Source organism: Streptomyces albireticuli (assembly GCF_021228125.1).
Lineage (GTDB): Bacteria > Actinomycetota > Actinomycetes > Streptomycetales > Streptomycetaceae > Streptomyces > Streptomyces albireticuli.
Genome location: NZ_JAJQQS010000008.1, coordinates 1 through 21759, shown reverse-complemented (window position 1 = coordinate 21759; position 21759 = coordinate 1). Strand labels below are relative to the sequence as shown.

Below are 21759 nucleotides of genomic sequence, written 5' to 3'. Positions count from 1 at the left end.
ATTATTGACCGTTGCCGTGCGCCTTTGATTACGGGTGCCTATTACGGTGCCCATAATTATCGGCGCCATGCGGCCGGCGCCGGCTGACCGGATGCCGGGCCGAACCGGCGCCCAGCGAACCAAAGGGGGATTCGTGCACGATCTCGACGGATGGCGAGTGCACAGGAGCGGCACCTCGGGCGAGGTCGTGCTGGCCGTCGACTTCCCGATGACAGGGCGGTCGGAGGCGGGTTTCGCCGAGCTCGCGCAGTTGCTGGACCCGTCGCTCGCCGTGTGGGAGACGCTGCCTCCGCCGGTCGGCGAGGGTGCCCCGGCCACGGGCGCCGAGTTCGTCGGCCAGTGGCTCGCGGACGTCCGTGAGAGCGGGCTCGTCGTGCGCGGCCTGCTGAGCTTCTGCGCCGGCGCCGCCTATCTGGGTGAGCTTTCCGACGGCATCGCGCGGTGGCAGGACGAGGCGCCCGCGATCGTCATGATCGACCCGGAGGTGCCGGCGCCGATCACGCTGAAGTCGCACTTCCTGCGGGCGCTGGAGCAGTTCGCCGTGATGTACCCGCAGGAGCGGGCCACGCGGATGCGCGAGGACGCGCGGGCGCTGTGCGACGAGCTGGGTCACGACATCGATCTGCTGCTGCCGGCGGTCACCGGGATGTTCCGCGAGGTGGGCCTGGAGTCCTTCGCGCACATCGACATCGACCCCCGGCACGGTTCGGGCCTGCTGGACGCGTTCGACGCGTTCGCCAAGTACGTCGTCGGTGGTACGCAGCTGGACGCGACGCGCTGCTGGGACCGGGGCGTCGCCCTGTCCTCGAACACCCCGACCAACGGGCTGAACCTCCTGCCGCCGGAGGCGGACCGCGCCGGTGCGGTCGGCGAGGAGATCCGGTTCGACATCGTGCACGCCGAGATGCTGGGCAACTCCGTGATCGCCGCGAAGGTGGACGAGCTGCTGGCCCGCACCGCGCGCGCCTGAACCGGGCCGCGCCGCAAACAAGTCGGGCCGAGTGGGGCCGGAAGCCGAGTGAGAGGAACCGGGATGCAATACGTGGCCGAGAACGACGGACGCTCCGCGACGGGCGGGCCGGCGACCGTCCCGGCGAGCCGCAAGGAAGAGGCCCTGTGGCTGCTGGAGCGCTTCGTTCCGGGCACGGGCGTCAACAACCTCTCGCTCGCCTTCCGGGTGGCGGGCCGGCTGCGGCCGGAGCTCGCGCAGGAGACGCTGACCTTTCTGATCCGCAGGCACGAGGTGCTGCGGACGGCGTTCGTCGCCGGTGACCTCACGCTCGCCCGGCGGGTGCTGGACGCCGACGAGGCGAAGGTCGTCGTGACCGAGGCGGAGCTGCCGGCCGAGGCCTTCGCCGACGGTACGTCCGCCGAGGCCGCCGCTGCGGCCGAAGAGGTCCTGGACGGGATCCTCACCCGGTACGTCGGCGCCGGCTTCGCCATGGACGGCGGCCCGCTGCTGCGCGCCCGGCTGTTCCGGGGCCCGCGGGAAGACGTCTTCTGCGTCGCCCTGCACCACCTCGTCTTCGACACCATCTCCGCGACGACGCTGCTCGGCGAATTCGCCGTCGTCTACGGCACGCTGGCGTCCGGCGGGCGCCCCGAGGAGGTGCTGGGCGGTGTCGTACCCGCGGCCCGGGACATCGAGCCGACCGACCGCAGCCGCCGCTTCTGGCGCAAGCAGCTGCGTGACTTCGGTGCCGTGCAGCCGCGGCTGTGGCTGGGTACCGACGCCGGTGACGAGCCGGACCTCGTCGGCGGCACGATCACTCGGCCGCTGCAGGACGAGGCCGTCGCGGCCGTGCGCCGGCTCCAGGAGGAGCTGCGCGCCCCGGAGGCCGTGGTGCTCCTCGCCGTCTACTACCTGCTGCTCACCCAGCACGGCGCCGGCCCCGACCTGGTCGTCGGCTCGCCGGTGAACAGCCGGCGGCCCGAGGACGCCGCCGCCATCGGCTACCACGTCAACGTGGTGCCGCTGCGGTTGCGCGTCGACCCGGAGCAGGGTTTCGCGGAGCTCGTGCGCAAGGCCCGCGGCGTGTTCATCAACTCGATCTCGCACGCCGACGTGCCGGTGGACTCCCTGCTGCTGGAGGTCGACCGCGCCGACTCGGCGGGCTGGCGCAACACCCTCTTCCAGCACGTCTTCAACTACGTGCCCGGCGTGGGCGTGGAGGAGTTCACCCTCGACGGCATGCCCGCCCGCTTCCAGCCGGTGGAGAACGGCTTCAGCAAGTTCGACCTGGAGTTCTTCGTCCTCCCGTCGGACGACGGCATCCGGCTGCGGACGGCGTACCACCAGGGCGCGTTCGCGCGGGACGAGATCGAGGCCCTGATCGGGCGGTACGAGACGCTGCTCATCGCGGTCGGCGCCGATGTGGAGCGGCCCGTCGGTGAGCTGTCCTCGTGGAGCCCGGACGACCACGAGATCATCGGGGCCGCGCACCGCGCCGCTCCGGCAGGCCCGGTGGTGAGCGTGCCGGAGGCCGTCGCCGAGCGGGTGCGCAGTACGCCGGACGCCGTCGCGGTCGTCGACGGCGGGCGGGAGCTGACGTACGGGCAGCTGTGGGCCGCGGCCGAGCGGAACCGGGAGCGGCTCGCCGCCGCGGGGCTCGGGCGGGGCGACGTGGTCGCGGTGGCGGCGTCGCGCGGCGCGGAGCTGGCGGCGGCGACGCTGGGCGTGTGGCTCGCGGGTGGGGCCTATCTGCCGGTCGACCCGGACCACCCCGAGCAGCGGATCGCCTATCAGTTGTCGGACTCGGGGGCGCGGGCGGTGCTGCTGGGGCCGGGCGTCGAACTCGCCGCGGGCGAGGGCGTGTTCGTGGCGCCGATGGCCGGCGTCGGGGAGCCCGGGGAGGCACCGGCCGTGCCGGTGACCGCGGGTCCCTCGGACCTGGCCTATCTGATCTACACATCGGGTTCCACGGGCCTGCCCAAGGGCACCCTGCTCACCCACGGGAACCTCGCCAATCTCGTCGAGCACTTCCGTGAGGAGCTCGGCGCGGATGCGGGTGAGAGCACGCTGTGGCTGACCACGTTCACGTTCGACATCTCGGCGCTGGAGCTGTTCCTGCCGCTGGTGACGGGTGGGCGGCTGGTGGTCGCGCCGGACGAGGCGCGTACGGACGGAGCGGTACTGGCCGGGCTGCTGACCTCGTACGACGTGGGCATCGTGCAGGCCACGCCGACGACGTGGCGGCTGGTCGTGGAGGCGGCGGGTCCGGCACTGGCCGGGCGGCGGGTGCTGTGCGGCGGCGAGCCGCTGCCGGTGGCCCTGGCCCGTGAGCTCGCGGCCACGGGCTGTGTGCCGCGGAACGTCTACGGTCCGACGGAGACCACGATCTGGTCGACGTCGGGTCTGGTCGGGCCGGACGTCGAGCGGGTGAGCGCGGGCCGCCCGGTGCGGGACACACGGGTGTTCGTGGCGGATCCGGCGGGCCGGGAGCTTCCCGTGCTGGTGCCGGGTGAGCTGTGTGTGGCCGGTGGCGGTGTGGCCGCCGGGTACCACGGGCGGCCCGAGCTGACGGCCGAGCGGTTCGGCGAGCACGCGTCGTACGGGCGGTTCTACCGCACCGGCGACCGGGCGCGGTGGCTCGCCGACGGCACGGTGGAGGTGCTCGGCCGGGTGGACCGGCAGATCAAGCTGCGCGGTGTGCGGATCGAGCTGGGCGAGGTGGAGGCCGTGCTGGCCGAGCACCCGGCGGTGCGGGCGTGCGCGGTGGTCGTCGCGGGTGACGCCGGTGGCGACGGTGTGCTGGTCGCGTTCGCCGAGTCCGCGGCGGGCGAGGAGTTGGTGGAGGAGCTGTGGCGGCGGGCGTCGGCCAGGCTGCCGCGCGCCTCGGTGCCCCAGGAGTTCGTGGTGGTGGAGTCCTTGCCGGTCAACGCCAGTCAGAAGGTGGACTACCCGGCGCTGGTGCGGACCGCCTCGGAGCGGCTGACCCGGGCGGCCGCCGACGCCGGCGCGGACGGTGCCGGCGTTCCCGAACCGGCGGCCGTCCATGAGGACGAGCTGGTGGCGGCCCTCATGGGGCTGTGGGGCGAGGTGCTCGGGCGGGACGGCATCACGCCGGACACCAACTTCTTCACGCACGGTGGCCATTCACTGCTGGGCGTGAAGCTGGTGCAGCGCCTGGAGGAAACCCAGCGCGTCACCCTGAAACTGGCACAAATCTTCTCTTACCCGACACCCGCGACTCTTGCGGATTTTGTTCGCGCGAACCTGGTCCGGACCAATAGCGAAAGCTGAGCCGGATTCATATTGAACAGGAAACGAATGAAACGCCGGTCATGAGTAGCGCCGCCGGCTAATTCGAGCCCGTACGACGTCGGCCTTCGAGACCCCCTCGGTCCCGGAGGCCGACGTCGTCGTTTAGGCCCCGCGCCCCGTCGCACATACGGAACGGATGCGGAACAGATGCGGAACACCTGTGGAGCGCATAGGGATCGCGGCTTGCCGACGGCCCGTCAGGCGGGCGGCAAGGGACCGGAAGGGCTGGTTCCACTTGTCTACGGCAACCGATCGCACCGCAGGTGGGGCATGGGGTAGATTGAGCCGCAATTGGGAATTGAGCGCTTTCCAGACACCGCATGGGTAAAGGGATTCCCAAAAAATGGCAAATGAATTCCCCATGCGGTGCCGGGAGGTGCTCCCGAACGGGGGAAAGACTGCATGGCATTTGTCGAGCGGTGTACGGAGATGGCGCGCCTGCGGGAGCTGTTCGCGCAAACGGAACAGGGCAAGGCACAGACGGTCGTCATCAGCGGGGCCGTCGCCAGCGGCAAGACCGAACTGCTGCACACATTCGCCGAGGAGACGGCCCGTTCCGGCGCGCTCGTCCTGACGGCGACCGGGGCCCGCGCCGAAAGCGGCCTCGCGCTCGGCGTCATCTGCCAGCTCGTCCACAACGGAGACCTGCCGCCGGACCTGGTGCAGCAGGCGGACTCCCTGCTCAACCAGAGCATCCAGCACCCGGAGGACCCCGAGCGGGAACCGGTCACCCTCCAGCAGACCTCGGCGAAGGTCGCGCGCGGGCTCAGCACCATGCTGCTCGAACTCGCCGCCGAGCGCAGCGTCGTCCTCGTCATCGACGACATCCAGTACGCCGACGGCCCGTCCCTCCAGTTCCTGCTCTATCTGATGCGCCGGCTGACCAACGGCCGCCTCATGGTCGTCCTCAGCGAATGCGCCGTCGCGCACCCCTCGCACCCCACCTTCCACGCGGAGCTGCTGCGTCAGCGCAACTGCCATCGTGTACGGCTGCACCTGCTCTCCCCGCAGGGCGTGCGGGAGCTGCTCGCCGAGCTCACCGACGAGGACACCGCCGGCCGGCTCGCCCCCGTCTACCACCAGGTCAGTGGCGGAAACCCGCTGTTGCTGCGCGGGCTCGTCGAGGACGGCATGGTCCGGCTCGCGGGCGGCACCGAGGCGCTGTCGACCAGGCCGATCACCGAAGAATCGTTCCAGCAGGCCGTGCTCGCCTGCCTGTACCGCTGGGACTCCACGACCATCCGGGTCGCCCATGGCCTCGCCGTGCTCGGCCGGTGGGCCACTCCCCCGCTCGTCGCCGCGCTCGTCGACGTCAAGGCCGCGCGCGTGGAACAGAGCGTCGCCGACCTGGCCCGCTCCGGCTTCCTCACCGACGGCCGGCTCCGCCACCCCGCCGTCACCGCCACCGTCCTCGGCACCATCGGCCTGGAGGAGCGGACCCGCATGCACGGCCGCGCCGCCGAGCTCCTGCACGACAACGGTGTCCGGGAGACCGATGTCGCCGAGCACCTCGTCGCGGCCGGCCGGATCCGCGGCCAGGACGACGTGTCCGTTCTGCGCAACGCCGCCGTGCAGTCGCTCGCCGAGGACCACGTCGACTTCGCCGTCGAGTGCCTCACCCTCGCCTGCGCCGGCTGCACCGACGAGCGCCAGCGCGCCGCCCTCACCCTGACCCTGACCCGGCTGGAGTGGCGCACCCGGCCCTCCGCCGCCGCCCGCCACCTCACCCCGCTCACCGAGGCCCTCCGGGCCGGCCACCTGGAGAGCGAGGACGCCGTCACCATCGCCGACTACCTCTTCTGGCACGGCAGGGCCGACGAGGCCCGCGCCGTCCTGGGCGTGCTCGGCACCGACGGCGGCGCCTCCGGCCCGCGGTCCGTCACCGACCCGTACCACCCCGGCCACCTCCAGCCGTGGATGCACCTGAGCCGCCCCGGCACCCCGAAGGCCCTGCCCCGGGACGGCCGGAACGGCGGCATACCCGGCCATGTGGGCCTCACCGCCTCCGCCGCGCTGACCTCCGCCCTCATCGACGGCCCCGGCGAGAAGGCCATCGGCTGGGCCGAGCAGGTGCTGGCCGACTGCACGCTCTCCGACTGCACCGTCGCCGCCGTGCAGTCGGCGCTCTACGCGCTGATCCACTGCGACCGGGCGGCCAAGGCCGCGCCGTGGTGCCACGTCTTCATCGCCGAGGCCCGCGCCCGGCAGGCCACCACCTGGGAGGCCCTGTTCAAGGGCGTACGAGCGGAGATCGCGCTGCGTCAGGGCGACCTGCCGACCGCCGCGCGGTGGGCCGAGGAGGCGCTGTCCCTGATCTCGCCGCGCTGCTGGGGCGTCGCCGTGGGCGAGCCGCTGGCGGTGCTGCTGCTCGCCCGGACCGCGATGGGCCGCCACGAGGAGGCCGCCCAGCTGCTGCGGCACGTCGTGCCGGACGCGATGTTCGAGACCCGGTTCGGGCTGAAGTACCTGCACGCGCGCGGCCACCACCACCTCGCCGTGGGCCGGCTCCAGGCCGCGCTCGCCGACTTCCGGCGGTGCGGCGAGCTGATGCGGGAGTGGTCGCTGGACCTCCCGGCCCTGGTGCCCTGGCGCAGCGACGTCGCCCGGGTCCAGCTGGCCCTCAACCAGCGGGAGGCCGCCCGCGAGCTGGTCACCGAGGAGCTGGCGCTGCCCGGGGCGACCGGTGCCCGCTCCCGCGGCGTCGCGCTGCGCGTCCTCGCCGCCGCCCGTGACCTCAAGCAGCGGCCGCTGCTCCTGCGGGAGGCCGTCGATCTGCTCCAGGCCGCGGGCGACCGGGTGGAGCTCGTCCGCGCGCTGGCCGAGCTGAGCCGGGCGCACCACGGCCTCGGCGAGTTCAACCGCGCCCGGATGATGGGCCGCCGGGCCATGCAGGTGGCCAAGGACTGCGGGGCCGAGGAGCTGTGCCGGCAGTTGCTGGCGGACCAGGACGTGGCGGACGGCGCCGACGGCGGGGAGGCCCACGGGGGCGAGAGCGCCGAGGCCCTCAGCGACGCCGAGCGGCGGGTGGCGGCGCTGGCCGCGATGGGGCACACCAACCGTGAGATCGGCAGCCGGCTGTACATCACGGTCAGCACGGTGGAGCAGCACCTGACGCGGGTGTACCGGAAGCTGGACGTGACGCGGCGGACGGATCTGCCCCTGCGGCTGAAGGACGGCGACTACAGCCTTCCGCAGCAGGTGGCGGCCGAGCGGTGGCCGGTGGGGGCGGAGGCGTAAGCGGGGCGGGGCCGGGCGGGTCATTAAAAGCGGGGCGGGGCGGGTCGCGGAAGGCCGGACAACCCCGCCTGCCGGGGGCGGTCAGTCGGTCGAGAGCAGTCCGTACTGCATCGCCCGGGTGACGGCGGCGGTGCGGTCGGAGACCCCGAGCTTGTTGAAGCTCCGCAGCAGATGGGTCTTGACGGTGCTCTCGCCGACGAACAGCCGGCGGCCGATCTCGGAGTTGGTGCAGCCCTCGGCGACCAGCCGGAGCACCTCCAGCTCCCGCTGGGAGAGCTGCGGCCGGTCCGGTTCGCCGCCGCGCAGCCGGGAGACCAGGGCGGCCGCGACGGTGGGGGCGAGTACGGTCTCGCCGCGCGCGGCCGCCCGTACGGAGTCGGCGAGGTCGCCGCTGGAGGCGTCCTTGAGGAGGTAGCCGGCGGCACCGGCCTCGACGGCCCGCAGGATGTCGCGGTCGGTCTCGTAGGTGGTGAGCACCACGACGCGGGTCGCGGGGTGGGCGGCCCGGATCTTCCGGGTGGCCTCCACCCCGTCGCCGCCGGGCATCCGCAGGTCCATCAGGACGATGTCGGGCTCCAGCCGGGCGCACAGCGCGACGCCCTCGGGCCCGGAGGAGGCGCCGCCGACGACCTCCAGGTCGGGCTGGACGTCGAGCATGCCGCGCAGTCCCTCCCGTACCACGGGGTGGTCGTCGACGAGCAGGATCCGGATCATCGGTGGGCCTCCTGGAACGGTGCGGTCTGGGCGTGCGCGTCGGGGGGGCAGGCCGCGGCCGTCAGCCGTACGGTCAGCCGGGTGCCCTCGCCGGGGGCGCTGGTCAGCTCCGTGGTGCCGCCGACCTCCGAGACGCGGGCGCGCATGCCGGGCAGGCCGTAGCCCTTGCCGGAGCGCCGCGCGGTGGGGACGAAGCCGCGGCCGTCGTCCCGTACGGTCAGCTCCAGGCCCTGGGGGGTGTAGGTCAGGGAGATCTCGACGCGGGTGGCGTGCGCGTGCTTGCGGATGTTGGACAGCGCCTCCTGGGAGGCTCGCAGGGCCACGACCTCGACGGCGGGCGGCAGCTCGCAGGGGGTGCCGGAGACGTGGACGGCCATCTCGACGCCGAGTTCCTCGGCGAGGCGGTCGCCGAGGCGTCGTACGGCCTCGTCCAGCGAGCTGTCGTCGAGCTGGGCGGGGCTGAGCGAGGCGACGAGGGAGCGGGACTCGGCGAGGTTCTCGCGGGCGGTGCGCTGCATCAGGTCGAGGTAGCGGCGGGCCTGCTCGGGGTTCTTCTCCAGCTCGCCCTCCAGCACCTGGCAGAGCATGACGAGGCTGGTGAAGCCCTGGGCGAGGGTGTCGTGGATCTCCCTGGCGAGGCGCTCGCGCTCCAGGATGGCGCCGTGCGCGACCGAGAGGCGGGCCAGCTCGTCACGGCTCTCGTCGAGTCGGCGGATCAGCTCGGCGCGCTCGCTGCTCTGCACGACGATGCTCTCGACCCAGCCGCCGATGCCCAGCGAGGAGCCGGTGACGACGGCGGCGATCAGGGTGGTGCGCAGCAGGTGGCCGGGGGCGTCCCACATCAGGAACGTCCAGCCGACGAGCGGGACGAGGTTGTAGACCAGCAGGTAGGCCATGGCCCGGAGGCGGTCGAGCAGCATGTACGGCAGCGGCGCCAGGGCGACCATGGCGACGGACGCCTCTTGGGCGAGCATCGCCGCCGGGGTGTAGAGGACGGCCATGCCGGCGCAGAAGGCGACGGCCCGCCGGGAGTTCTCCGGGTCGCCACGGAGGGCCGGCCGGCCGACGGTCACGTACAGCGGCACGGAGAGCAGCAGCCAGCCGTTCATCAGCCAGACCCACAGGCCGGGCCCGTGCGAGAAGGCGACGAAGAGCTCCGCCGCCACCAGCGCCGTACCGCAGTGGAAATCCCACAGCCGGGCGTTCCGCTGCCACGCGTGGGTGACACGGACGCCCGGCTGCGGGGCCGCGGGGGGCACGGTCATCCGTCGCGCCGACCCTTCCAGCGGAATGTCGTCAAGCACAGAACCAGTCCTCCGATGCACCAAGCGCCCAGGACGAGGGCGACCCGGCCGAGCTCCCAGTCTCCGGCCTGCTCGAGCACCTTGGCCTGGTCAGGCAGGAAGACCGCACGGAAACCTTGGCACATCCACTTCAGCGGGAAGAAGGCGCCCACGTTCTGCATCCACCCGGACATGGAATTGATCGGGATGTAGACGCCGGAGATGAACTGGATGACGAGGAAGGGCAGGGTGATGATCGGCGTGGCGCTCTTGGCGTCGCGGGGGACGCTGCTCATCGCGATGCCCAGCAGGGAGCAGGCGATGAGGCCGAGGATCAGCACCCAGGCGAAGGTGAACCACTTGGCCGGGTCGGACGGCAGCTCCAGGCCGAAGAAGGAGACGCCGAAGATCAGCAGCAGCACCGTCTCGGCGACGCCGGTGGTGAGGACCAGCCACAGCTTGCCGAAGAAGAACGAGCTGCGCGGGATGGGCATGGCCGCCAGGCGGCGCAGGTTGCCCTCCTCGCGCTCGGTGGCGATGCCGATGGCGATGGCCTGGAAGCTGGTCGACATCAGACCGGCGCCGAGCATCGCGGCCACGTACAGCTGGGAGACGGTGATCCCGGCGCCCTCGACCTTGTCACGGAAGATCGACGCGAACATCGTCATCATCATGATCGGCAGGGCGAAGGTGAAGACCACGGCGCCGGGGTTGCGGAAGAACCCCTTGATCTCCAGGCCGCCGCGGAGCAGGCCGAGGCGGAAGGCGCCGGGGAGCTTGCCCGACCCGCCGGCCGGGTGCGGGCCGGTTGCGGGCCGGTTGCCCGCGAGAGTCTGGGTCATGCCGCTGTCTCCTGCTCCTTGATGAGGCCGAGGTAGATGTCTTCGAGGGACGGCCGGGTGACCGTGAGCTCGGGGATCTCGCCCTTGAAGTACGCCGCGAGCTCGGCGACGACCGTGGTCGGCGAGTCGGTGCGGTGCGTCATGGGCCCGTCGGCGCCGAGCCAGGAGACCTGGGCCTGCGCGGAGGCGCGTCCGCCGAGGGTGGCCGGGTCGCCTTCGGCGACGACCTTGCCCTTGACGACGACGGCCAGCCGGTCGGCGAGCGCCTCGACCTCGTCCAGGTAGTGCGACGTGAGCACGATGGACGTGCCGCCGTCGGCGAGCGACCGGATCAGGTCCCAGAACTGCCGCCGGGCCGCCGGGTCGAAACCGGTGGTCGGCTCGTCCAGGAACAGCAGCTCGGGCCGGCCGATGACCCCGATGGCGACGTCGACACGGCGCCGCTGACCACCGGAGAGACCGCTGACGCGAGCGTTGGCCTTCTCGGTGAGCCCGACGAGGTCGATGATCTCCTCGGGGTCCCGCGGGTCGGGGAAGTACCGCGCGAAGTGCCGCACGGTCTCGGCGACCGTCGTGTCGCCGATGACGACCTCGTTCTGCCAGACGATCCCGATCCGCGACTTCCACCGCCGCGACGCCTTGCCCGGGTCCTCCCCGAGCACGTCCACCTCACCGGCGTCCCGCGTGCGGTGCCCTTCAAGGATCTCCACGGTGGTGCTCTTGCCCGCGCCGTTCGGCCCGAGGATGCCGAATATCTCACCCCGCCGGATGTCGAGGTCCAGACCGTCGACGGCGACGTGGTCACCGTAGACCTTCCGCAATCCGCGGACCCGTACTGCTGTTTCTGCCATGGCTCCAGCATGGCGGGACGGGGAAACCGGCGGGACGACCGGTAGGTCGGAGTGGTGTCCACCGTTCGGTGGACAAGGGGGGTGTGGTCAGGTCGCCTCGCGCTGCGCGGCAGGGCCGAGCCGAGGGGCGCCGGACGGCGAGGGCCCCTCTACTCAATCCTCGCGTGGGCGAGAGCAATCTGGGAGGCGCACGCGTGACGCCACCAGGGGAACGCCGGGGGGTGCGAGGCCAGTGCGGTCCGGCCACCACTGGCAGTCGGCAGGAGCGGAGTCGCCACGTGCCGACGTCCGAACCGATGAAGCCGTATGCCCACCCCTGTGCCCTGCGCCAATTGAGGGGGAGGCAGAAAGACACTCCGGCAGGAGTGGGCTCCACGACAGCTAACCGCCGCGAAGCCGAGCGTCCTGCCCTGGGCCGATTCCCGGGCAGGACGCTCTGATGCGGGTCAGGCGCTCTTCTCCACCGGCTTCAGAATCGCCACGCATTCCACATGATGCGTCATCGGGAACAGATCGAACGCCCGCAGCGTCACCGGCCTGTACCCCTCCTCCGCGAAGTACGCCAGGTCCCGCGCCAGCGCCGCCGGGTCGCACGCCACATACGCGATCCGGCGCGCGCCCAGCGAAGCCAGGTGGCGGACCGTCTGCTTGCCGGCGCCCGCGCGGGGCGGGTCGAGGACGATGATGTCGGCGCTGTCGATGCCGGTGCGCGGGAGGACCTGTTCGACCTTGCCCTGTTCGATGCGGACGCGGTCGAGGTCCTGGAGGTTGTGGCGGGCGTCCTCTACGGCGCGCTTGCTGGACTCGATGCCGAGGACCGCGCCCTTGTCGGTGATGCGCTCGCCGAGGGCGCCGGCGAAGAGGCCGACGCCGCAGTACAGGTCGAGGGCCATGTCGTTCTTACGGGGCATCAGGCCCTGCATGACGGCCTTGATCAGGGTGTCGGCGGCCTGCGGGTGGACCTGCCAGAAGCCGCCCTCGCCGACGCGGTACGTGCGCTCGTCGGCACGCTCGCGGACGAAGGGGCGGCCGTGGACGCGGTGGACCTGCTTCTCGCCGCGGCGGTTCTCGCCGACGCGCATCACCGACACCGGCTTGTCCAGCTCCACGATCGGGAGGCGGGCTCCCGGCTTCGGCGTCAGGATGACCTGGCGGTCCGCCGAGCCGCTCGCCGCGATCGCGTCGATCGAGGCGAGCGTCGGCCACTCGCGCTTCTCGATGCCCAGCTCGGTGACGCCCGGCGCCGCGATCATGCAGTGGTCGATGACCTGGACCTCGTGCGAGCGGTGCTTGCGCAGGCCCGCGTGGCCCTCGGCGTCGACGGCGTACTGGACGCGGGTGCGCCAGGCCGGGACCTCGCCCGCCGGGAGCTTGTCGCCCTCGGCCGGCATCACGGTGCCGTCCCAGCCGGCCTCCTCGGGCGTGAGGCCCGCCAGGCGCTTGAGCTGCTCGGCGATGACCTCGCCCTTGAGGCGGCGCTGGGCGCCCGGCTTGGCGTGCTGCCAGTCGCAGCCGCCGCACATGCCCGGGCCGGAGAACGGGCAGGGGGCAGGCACCCGGTCCTTGGAGGCTTCGAGGATCTCCACCGCGTCCGCGCGCAGGAAGCGCGACGTCGACTCGCCCTCGGTGATGCGGGCGCGGACGCGCTCGCCGGGGAGGGCGTGGCGGACGAACAGGACCCGGCCCGAGTCGGTCCGGGCCACGCAGTGGCCACCGTGGGCCACCGGGCCGACCTCCACCTCGTACTCGTGGCCGATCAGCGATGCGTCGGTGTCGTGCTGCATGGCGGGATCGGCTCCAGGAGTTAGGGGTGAGAACGAAAGGGGTGAGAACGATGGAGTGCGGCGCGGTGTTACGGCCGGACGGCAACAGCCGTCCAGTCTACGTCCCACCGCACCGCACTCCTGACCTTCCGGGGCGGCGCCGCGCGGCTACTTCTTCGTCGCCGCCTTCTCCCGCTTCGGTTCGCCGACCGGGCCGCGGCGCACCGAGCCCGGCGCGTTCCACTCGGCGCGCTTGCGGGCCCGCCGCTTGGCCGCCTCGGAGGAATCGAGCTGCCAGGGCACCGAGGTGACCATGACGCCCGGGGTGAAGAGCAGCCGGCCCTTGAGCCGCAGCGCGCTCTGGTTGTGGAGCAGGTGCTCGTACCAGTGGCCCACCACGTACTCGGGGATGTAGACGCTCACGACGTCGCGCGGGCTCTCCTTACGGAGGCTCTTGACGTAGTCGATGATCGGCCGGGTGATCTCGCGGTAGGGCGAGTCGAGGATCTTCAGCGGGACGTCGACACCGCGGCGGTGCCACTCGTCGCGCAGGGCCTTGGTCTCGGCCGGGTCGACGCTGATGCTGAGCGCTTCGAGGGTGTCGGAGCGCATCAGCTTGGCGTAGGCGAGGGCCCGCAGCGTGGGCTTGTGGACCTTGGAGACGAGGACGATGGAGTGCACCCGGGAGGGGCGCACGGTCTCGTCGCCCGGCTCGTCCTCGGCGGCGATCTCCTCGGCGACCCGGTCGTAGTGCTTCCGGATCGCGGTCATGGTGGCGTAGAAGATCACCATGCCGAGCAGGGCGACCCAGGCGCCGTGGGTGAACTTCGTCAGCAGCACGACGACGAGGACGAGGCCGGTGAAGAAGGCGCCGAAGGTGTTGATCGCGCGGGAACGGATCATGCGGCGGCGCTCGGCCGGGTCGGTCTCCGTGGCCAGATGGCGGTTCCAGTGCCGGACCATGCCGATCTGGCTGAGGGTGAAGGAGACGAAGACGCCGACGATGTAGAGCTGGATCAGCCGGGTGGAGTCGGCCCCGTAGATCACGACGAGTATGGCGGCGGCGCCGGCCAGCAGCACGATGCCGTTGGAGAACGCGAGCCGGTCGCCGCGGGTGTGCAGCTGGCGCGGCAGGTAGCGGTCCTGGGCGAGGATCGAGCCGAGCAGCGGGAAGCCGTTGTACGCGGTGTTGGCGGCCAGGAACAGCACGAGGGCGGTGGCGGCGGCGAGCACGATGAAGAGGAACGAGCCGTTGCCGAAGACCGCCTCGGCGACCTGGGAGATCACCGGGTTCTGGGTGTAGTCGGAGCCGACCGGCTGCCCGTCCTTGAGCAGGTCGGTGGCCGGGTGCTCGGCCATCCGCACCTTGGTGACCATGGCCAGGGCGATGATGCCGCAGAACATGGTGACGGCGAGGCCGCCCATGAGGGCGAGGGTGGTCGCCGCGTTCTTGCTCTTGGGCTTGCGGAAGGCGGGCACGCCGTTGCTGATGGCCTCCACGCCGGTGAGCGCCGCACAGCCGGAGGAGAAGGCGCGCAGCAGCAGGAAGACGAGCGCGAAGCCGGCCAGGCCCTGGTGCTCGGCGTGGATGGTGTAGTCGGCGGTGGGCGCCTTCATGGTCTCGCCCATGATCAGGCCGCGTACCGCGCCCCAGGCGATCATGATGAAGACGCCGCCGACGAAGATATACGTCGGGATGGCGAAGAGCTTCCCGGACTCCTTGACGCCCCGCAGGTTCATCAGGGTCAGCAGCACGATCACGCCGACGGCGCAGGCCGTCTTGTGCTCGACCACGAACGGGACGGCGGAGCCGAGGTTCTCGATGCCGGAGGAGATCGAGACCGCGACGGTCAGGACGTAGTCGACGAGCAGGGCGCTGGCGACGGTGAGTCCGGCCTTGGGACCGAGGTTGGTGTTGGCGACCTCGTAGTCACCGCCACCGCTGGGGTACGCGTGCACGTTCTGGCGGTACGAGGCGACCACCGTGAACATCAGCACCACGACCGCGACGGCGATCCAGGGACTGAAGTGGTAGGCCGACACACCTGCCACGGAGAGCACGAGGAGCACTTCGCCCGGCGCGTACGCCACGGAGGAAAGAGGGTCGGAGGCGAAGACGGGGAGCGCGACGCGTTTGGGGAGAAGGGTCTCTCCCAGCTTGTTGCTGTGCAGCGCCCGCCCGATGAGGATCCGTTTCGGCAGGTCGGTCAATTTGGACACCCAGGGATCGTAAGGGTTCCATATGGATGCCGCCCACCCGGCTGCCCGTGTGAGCCGGAATCCGTTAAAGGGGCGTTAAGACGCTCCGATAATGGCGCCCGAAGGCCCCGGCCGGGGTTATAAGCGGCCTCCGGAAACATGCGAAGGGTTCCCGGAAACCGCGTGCGACGGCTTCCGGGAACCCGGAGAAGTGGCCGACCCGGCAGGCGCGGCGGTCAGAGCGGCGGTCGGGGCGACGGTCGGAGCGGCCGTCAGCGCGACAGCACCACCGGCAGGCTCCGGTGCCCGTTGGAGATGAAGGACTCCACCGGTCGCAGCTCCTCCGGGGCGGCGAGGGCCAGGTCGGGGAAGCGTGCGAAGAGGGCGGGCAGGGCGACGGCGGCCTCCAGCCGGGCGAGGGGCGCGCCGAGGCAGAAGTGGACGCCGTGGCCGAAGGCGAGGTGGTCCTTGACGGCTCGGGTGACGTCGAAGCGGTCGGCGTCGGCGCCGTGCAGTTCCGGGTCGCGGCCGGCGGCCGCGTAGGCGGCCAGGATGGGCTCGCCGCGGCGGATGGTGACGCCGTCGAGCGCGATGTCCTCGGTGGCGTAGCGCAGCGGCAGGCTGGCTACGGGCGCCTGGACGCGCAGGGTCTCGTCGATCACCGCGTCCCAGTCGGCCTTGCCCTCGCGGACGAGGGCGAGCTGGTCGGGGTGGGTGAGGAGGGCGTGGATGGCGTTGTCGAGGAGGTTGACGGTCGTCTCGTGGCCGGCGCTGATCACCAGCAGCAGGGTGTCGACCAGCTCCTGCTCGGTGAGGCGGGAGCCGTCCTCGTCGCGGGCCGAGATCAGGATGCTGGTCATGTCGTCGCCGGGGGCGGCGCGCTTGGCGGCGACGAGGCCGCCGAGGATCTCGTAGACGCGGGCGTAGGTCGCCGTGACCTCGTCGGCGTCGGCGGAGGTGTGGAAGATGCTGTCGACGCAGGCCCGCAGGCCCTCGCGGGTGGCCTCGTCGGTGACGCCGAACAGCTCGCAGATGACCTGGATGGGGATCGGGTACGCGTAGTTCTCGCGGAGGTCGACGGGCCGGCCGGGCGGGGTGGCCGCGAGGTCGTCGAGGAGGCCCTGGGCGAGTTCCTCGATGCGGGGGCGCAGGGCGGCGGTGCGGCGGGCGGTGAAGGCCCGGGCGACGAGGGACCGCAGGCGCTTGTGGTCGGTGCCGTAGGCCGTGAACATGTTCTGGACCGCGACCCAGGTGAAGAGCGGCCACTCCGGCGAGATCTCACCGTTGATCCACGCCGGCCAGTGCCGGCGCGGGTCCTTGGAGACGCGGGGGTCGGTGAGGAGCTCCTTCAGGAGGGGCTGGGTCGTTATTGCCCACGCCACCACTCCCCCAGGAAGCTCCACGGGCGTCGCCGCTCCGCGGGCCCGGATCCGGGCGGCCTCGCCGTGGATGTCACCGCCGGTGGGGTCGATGGCGACGGAGCTGAGCTTGCTGAGCTGACTGAGCTGACTGAGCTGGCTTTCCATCGGCTGTCTCCAGGGGTCTCGGCCTGCTTCTGACGGGGGTGGTACGGGGCTCCCGGCGGTCCCGCGGCGGCGGGGACGCCGGATGCCGCGAGGTCGTGGACGGGCGCGGGGGCGGGCCTGGTGGGGTGGACCGGGGGGAAGCGGACGGGCAGGGCGGTGAGGGCGCGGTGGAAGGGGCCGGGCCGCCAGACCAGCCGGTCGGCGGGGACGGCCAGCTCCAGGTCGGGCAGCCGGTCGAGGAGCTTCTCGACGGCGACGGCCGCGATGAGGCGGGCGGCGTCCTTGGCGGGGCAGGTGTGCGGGCCGGCGCTCCAGGCGAGGTGGGCGCGGTTGCCGGTGCGCTGGTCGGACAGGAGGGCCGGGTCGGTGTTGGCGGCGGCGAAGCTGACGACCACGGGCTCGCCGGCGCGCAGCGGCACACCGCCGAAGTCGACGTCCTGCACGGGGTAGTGGACGCCGTAGTTGGCCATCGGCGGGTCGAGCCAGAGGACCTCGTCCAGGGCGTCCTCGACGGGCATGCTGCCGCCGGCGAGGTCGCCCGCGAAGCGGTCGTCGGAGAGCAGCAGGCGCAGCGCGTTGGCGATGAGGTTCTGCTGGGGCTCGGTGCCGGCGCCGATGAGGACGACGTGCTGGTGGATCAGCTCCTCGTCGGTGAGCCGGGCGTGGTGGGCCATGAGCCAGGAGGTCATGTCGGCGCCGGGCTCGGCGTGCTTGAGGCCGATGAGTTCGACGAGGCTGTCGGCGATGAGGGCGTCGGCGCGTTCGGCGTCGACGCCGTCGAAGATGCCGGAGAAGCCCTCGACGAGGCGGTCGCCGAGCTCCGGCGGGCAGCCGAAGAGCTGCTGGAAGACCAGGAGCGGCAGGACCTTGGCGTAGGCGCCGAGGAGGTCGGCCTCGCCGAGGCCGGCGAAGCGGTCGATGAGGGTGTCGGCGCTGCGCTCGACGTAGCCGCGCAGGGCGTTGGGGTCGATCCGGGACAGGGAGTCGGTGACGGCCTGGCGGAGCCGGCGGTGGGCGTCCCCGTCGGAGAAGAGGCAATTGGGGCGGTACGCCATCATCGGCACGACGGGGTTGTCGGCGGCGACCCGGCCGTCGGCGAGGGCGCGCCAGCGGCGGGCGTCCTTGGCGAAGATCTCGGGGCTGCGGAGCACCTCGAGCGCGGCCCGGTAGTCGGTGACGAGGGTGGCGTGGGCGCCGGGCGCCAGCTCGACCGGCGCTGCGGGCCCGAGGGCCCGCAGCCGCTGATAGACGGCCTGCGGGTCGGCGGCGAAGTCGGGCCCGTACATCGGTGTCGCGGCGCCCTGGTGCGCGGGGCAGCCCGGCGGGGCGCCGGGGGCCGCTGCGGGGCCGGCGTCGGGGTGAGGGGTCACACGGGCTCCTGGGCGGTACGGGGCTGCTCGCCGTACCCGGCCGCACCGGTGAAGGAGGGGGCCGGGGCCGCCTGTCGCGCCTGGAGGTATTCCACGAGGGCGATCAGGGCGCGGGTGGAGGAGATCCGGTCGCGGGCGTCACAGGTGATCAGCGGGGTCTCGGGGAGGAGGTCGAGGGCCTCGCGGATCTCCTCCTCGGGGTGGGACGGGGCACCGTCGAAGTGGTTGATCGCGACGGCGTAGGGCAGGCCGTGCTCCTCCAGCAGCCCCATGACGTCGAAGGACTGTTCGAGTCTGCGGGTGTCGGCCAGTACGAGCGCGCCGAGGGCCCCGTGCGTCATGTCCTGCCAGAGCCGGGTGAAGCGCTGCTGGCCGGGGGCGCCGAAGAGATAGAGGACGAGGCTGTCGCTGAGGGTGACGCGGCCGAAGTCCATGGCGACCGTGGTGGTCGTCTTGCCGTCGATGCCGGCCAGGTCGTCGACGAGCGCCCCGGCCTGCGTCATCGTCTCCTCGGTGCGCAGCGGCCGGATCTCCGACAGCGAGCCGACGAAGGTCGTCTTGCCGACGGCGAAGTGACCCACGACGAGGAGCTTCGCGGCGGTCCGCACGGACCGCCGCAGGTAGAGCGCTCCGTCAGAGGCGAGCGCGGAGTCCATCCAGCACCTCCTGAAGGATCTGGGCCTCGGGAAGTTGTGCCGAGGGGATGGGGGCCCGGGTGATGAGGTGACCGCTGTCCACGAGATCGCCGAGCAGCACCTTGGTGACGCTGACGGGCAGCACCAGGTGGCCGGCGATCTCGGCGACGGACAGCGGCCCGCCGAGGCAGAGTTCCATGAGCCGGTACTTCTCGGGGCTCAGTCCGCCGAGCGGGCGGTCGTACTGGGCGATGACGAGGGTGACCAGGTCGAACGTGTTGCGGGTGGGGTGGGCGCGGCCGTCGGTGACGACGTACGGCCGTACTAATCCTTGTCCGCGCCTCGGCGTGGGCGGCGTCATGCCGGGCTGCCGCCCTGCCAGGCGTCCCGCCGGGGCGGGCTGGTGAGCTCCTTGCCGAGCCGGTCGACGAGCTTCTGCATGCGGTAGGTCACGGCCTCCATGTCGACGTGCTCGGTGGCCGAGACGGCGAGGTAGGCACCGGGGCCGGCGGCGATGAGGAAGACGTAGCCGCCCGCGAACTCCACGAGGGTCTGCCGCCAGGGGCCGGACTGCTGGATCTGCGGGCTGCAGAACTCGGCGGTGGAGCGGCTGATGGACTGGAGGCCGGAGAGGGCCGCGGCCTGCCGCTCGGCCTCGTCGCGCTCGATGCCCTCGGAGCGGGCGCGGAGCATGCCGTCGGAGGAGAGGAGGATCGCGTGCCGGGCCTCCGGCATCTTCACGACCTCGTCCAGCATCCAGCCCAGCTCGTTGTTCAGGTGGTCGTTCACGCTGGGAAGTTCCCTTCGTCGTCTTCGGGTGGCTGTTCGGGGTGGCCGCCGTGGCGGGGGGCGCGACCGGGGTGCTCGGGGCGACCGGAGCGGCCGGGCCGGCCCGTGTGCCCGGCGCGGCCGGAGCGGGTACCGCGGGCGAAGGCGCCCATGCGCCGGGCGGTCTCCTCCGCGCTGCGGGGCGGCGGTCCGTCCAGGTCGAGGGGCGTGCCGCCGGGCGGGGTCGTCATACCGCCCAGGCCGAGGATCTCCACGGTCCGCTCGGCGGGCGGCGGCCCGTCCTGCCCGGCGCCCGCCGAGGGCTGCCTGCGGCGGCGCTTGGGCAGACCGCCCGCGGTGGAACCGGTGACGGCTCCCGGGTGAACGTCCGGAGAGGCGGCGGCGGCCGGCGGCGGGAAGGCGTCGGGGGCGGGTGTCCCGGGCGCCGGGGGCGCCGCGTGGGCGGCGTGGCCGGTACGGGCGCCGGGGTCGGAGTGACCGCTGCGGTCGCCAGGGCCGCCGTGGGCACCGGAAGCGCCCGGACCGCCGTAGGCACCGGGGCCGCCGGGGCCGCTGCGTGCGCCGGGGCCGCCGTGCGCGGCCGAGTCGGCGTGGCCGCCGCGGGAGGCTTCGTCGGCGGCGTGCGGAACACCGCCCGGGACCCGCTGCCCGGGGAACCCTGCCCCGGCGGCTTCGGCACCGCCGGGGACAGCGGAGACACCTGGGGCCCCAAAAGCACCGGAAGCACCGGAAGCACCGGAAGCACCGGCAACGCCGGAGCCGCCCGAGACACCCGGGGCAGCAGAAGACCCCGGGGCACCGGAGTCACCGGAAGCACCGGCACCCGCACCCGCACCGGGCGACGCGAGCGCGTCGTCCGCCCCGCGCCGTCCGCCGCCGGGTGCCTTCGCCGTACGGCCGGGAGGGCCGAGCGGAGTGGTGTCGGGCCCGTCGAGTTCGAGGTGCACCAGCAGCGCGCTGGGCAGGAAAAGCACCGCCCGCACACCGCCGTACGGCGAGCGGGTGTCGACGGAGACGCTGAAGCCATAACGGGCGGCGAGCACGCCGATGACGGGGAAGCCGAACTGCGGCGGGTCGCCGAGCCGGGAGACGTCGACGGTCCGCTGCCCGGACAGCAGCGCGGCCGCACGCTGGACCTCCTGGCCGTCCATGCCCACGCCCGCGTCGTCGATGACCACGCAGGCGCCGTTGTGCACGGGCTGGAGGCCGACCTGGACGGTGGTGTTGGGCTGGGAGTGGCGGGCGGCGTTGTCCAGCAGCTCGGCGACGGCCAGCACCACGGGCTCCACGGCCCGGCTGACGACGGCGAGATCGGCCTGGTTGTGCACCTGGACGCGCCGGTAGTCGCGGATCCGCGAGGTGGCGCCGCGTACGACGTCGGTCAGCGGGGACGCGGTGCGCTGCCGGCCGGGCCAGGAGCCGCACAGCACGGAGATGGCCTGGGCGCGGCGGCCGAACTGGGAGTTGGCGTGGTCGATCTGCAGGAGGTCGCGCAGCACATCGGGGTTGTCGTGCCGCTCCTGCATGTCCGAGATGGCCAGCTGCTGTTCGTGCGCCAGCCCCTGGAGGGCGCGCATGGACGCCTTGAGCGCCGCCTTCGCCGACTGGTCGGCGCGGGCCTGGGCCTTGTCCACGGCCTGGGTGAAGGTGTCCATCACGGACTGCAGGCCCTGGGCGAACACGGTGCCGGTCAGCCGCTCGTCGAGCAGTCCCGGCAGGGGCACGGGCTGGTGCATGGAGGCCGTCACGGCCGGCAGCCGGACGGCGACCAGGTGCCGCACCTCGGTGTCACGCGCCTGAAGGCTCTCCTCCAGCGCGGTGACCCGCCTGCGCACGGCGGCGGTGATCCCCCGCTGGCGCACCAGCAGCACCGCCACGGCGACCAGCACGATGGCCAGACACCAGCTCACCACCTCCGGTATGTGATGTGACATCAATTCCTCGTGGACGAAGGGGGCATGCGGTCGGCGGGGACAGGTGGCGTCCTGACGTCCCGTCCAAAACGGAATACGCGGATCATCCTAACCACGCGGATGGGCGTCTGGCCGATCTTCGTTCACGAGTTACCGAACAGACATACGCCTCATGTCACGACCGTAGCGTGCGCCCCCTCAGCGCGTTCGCGGCCCCCGTACGGGCGGGCCCGGCGACGCGCTCACACGATCACGCCCGTCAGTTCCGCGTCGGCGACCTCGCGGCGCAGGGCGGGGGGTACGTGGGCGACGGGTGGGAGGGTGAGGACGGCGCGGGCGATGGCGTCGGAGTCGCCGAGGGTGACGGAGTCGA

General features: G+C 72.3%; 14 protein-coding genes and 1 pseudogene. 3 read left to right on the top strand and 12 right to left on the bottom strand.

All coding sequences use genetic code 11. The features are described 5' to 3' along the window. The first annotated feature begins 133 nt into the window (after positions 1-133). The 3 genes from LUZ64_RS16820 (at position 134) to LUZ64_RS16810 (ending at position 7501) form a co-directional block, all read left to right on the top strand. Positions 134-970 (top strand): hypothetical protein, encoded by an 837-nt coding sequence (locus LUZ64_RS16820; protein ID WP_143593379.1) that lies wholly within the window; start codon positions 134-136, stop codon positions 968-970. Positions 971-1033: 63 nt separating this feature from the next. Then, a complete protein-coding gene (locus LUZ64_RS16815) occupies positions 1034-4243 on the top strand; it encodes a non-ribosomal peptide synthetase (protein WP_095583394.1) in 3210 nt (1069 codons plus the stop codon). Between the two features lie 423 nt (positions 4244-4666). Next, positions 4667-7501, top strand: a complete 2835-nt coding sequence (locus tag LUZ64_RS16810) for a helix-turn-helix transcriptional regulator (protein WP_095583393.1) — start codon at positions 4667-4669, stop codon at positions 7499-7501. An 81-nt stretch (positions 7502-7582) separates the two neighbouring features. Here the strand turns inward: LUZ64_RS16810 and LUZ64_RS16805 are convergent, their stop codons facing one another. The 12 genes and pseudogenes from LUZ64_RS16805 to LUZ64_RS38085 form a co-directional block, all read right to left on the bottom strand. Further along, a complete protein-coding gene (locus LUZ64_RS16805; RefSeq protein WP_095584874.1) occupies positions 7583-8215 on the bottom strand; it encodes a response regulator in 633 nt (210 codons plus the stop codon). Next, positions 8212-9480: a sensor histidine kinase gene (locus tag LUZ64_RS16800; protein ID WP_095584875.1), complete on the bottom strand. Its 1269-nt coding sequence runs from the start codon at positions 9478-9480 to the stop codon at positions 8212-8214. Before LUZ64_RS16800 ends, LUZ64_RS16805 begins: the two co-directional genes overlap by 4 nt. After that, on the bottom strand, positions 9477-10340 hold the full coding sequence (locus tag LUZ64_RS16795) for an ABC transporter permease (RefSeq protein WP_095584876.1): 864 nt from the start codon (positions 10338-10340) through the stop codon (positions 9477-9479). The genes LUZ64_RS16800 and LUZ64_RS16795 overlap by 4 nt, the downstream gene beginning before the upstream one ends. Continuing rightward, positions 10337-11191 (bottom strand): ABC transporter ATP-binding protein, encoded by an 855-nt coding sequence (locus LUZ64_RS16790; RefSeq protein ID WP_095584877.1) that lies wholly within the window; start codon positions 11189-11191, stop codon positions 10337-10339. The genes LUZ64_RS16795 and LUZ64_RS16790 overlap by 4 nt, the downstream gene beginning before the upstream one ends. A 446-nt stretch (positions 11192-11637) precedes the next feature. After that, positions 11638-12975 carry a class I SAM-dependent RNA methyltransferase gene (locus LUZ64_RS16785; RefSeq protein WP_095584878.1) on the bottom strand — a complete coding sequence of 446 codons (1338 nt, stop codon included), beginning with the start codon at positions 12973-12975 and terminating at the stop codon, positions 11638-11640. 147 nt (positions 12976-13122) lie between these two features. Further along, positions 13123-15174 carry an APC family permease gene (locus LUZ64_RS16780; RefSeq protein WP_095584879.1) on the bottom strand — a complete coding sequence of 684 codons (2052 nt, stop codon included), beginning with the start codon at positions 15172-15174 and terminating at the stop codon, positions 13123-13125. 251 nt (positions 15175-15425) lie between these two features. After that, entirely contained in the window at positions 15426-16538 is a 1113-nt protein-coding gene (locus tag LUZ64_RS16775; protein ID WP_232389870.1) for a cytochrome P450 family protein, read from the bottom strand. After that, positions 16520-17965 carry a cytochrome P450 gene (locus LUZ64_RS16770; protein ID WP_232389871.1) on the bottom strand — a complete coding sequence of 482 codons (1446 nt, stop codon included), beginning with the start codon at positions 17963-17965 and terminating at the stop codon, positions 16520-16522. The genes LUZ64_RS16775 and LUZ64_RS16770 overlap by 19 nt, the downstream gene beginning before the upstream one ends. An 80-nt stretch (positions 17966-18045) precedes the next feature. Next, positions 18046-18705 carry a GTP-binding protein gene (locus LUZ64_RS16765; RefSeq protein ID WP_095578587.1) on the bottom strand — a complete coding sequence of 220 codons (660 nt, stop codon included), beginning with the start codon at positions 18703-18705 and terminating at the stop codon, positions 18046-18048. Further along, positions 18683-19045, bottom strand: a complete 363-nt coding sequence (locus tag LUZ64_RS16760) for a DUF742 domain-containing protein (RefSeq protein WP_095578588.1) — start codon at positions 19043-19045, stop codon at positions 18683-18685. Before LUZ64_RS16760 ends, LUZ64_RS16765 begins: the two co-directional genes overlap by 23 nt. After that, positions 19042-19473 (bottom strand): roadblock/LC7 domain-containing protein, encoded by a 432-nt coding sequence (locus tag LUZ64_RS16755; RefSeq protein WP_087925836.1) that lies wholly within the window; start codon positions 19471-19473, stop codon positions 19042-19044. Before LUZ64_RS16755 ends, LUZ64_RS16760 begins: the two co-directional genes overlap by 4 nt. Before the next feature lie 916 nt (positions 19474-20389). Further along, positions 20390-21407, bottom strand: a pseudogene (locus LUZ64_RS38085) (ATP-binding protein); the annotation flags it as partial. Between the last annotated feature and the right edge of the window lie 352 nt (positions 21408-21759).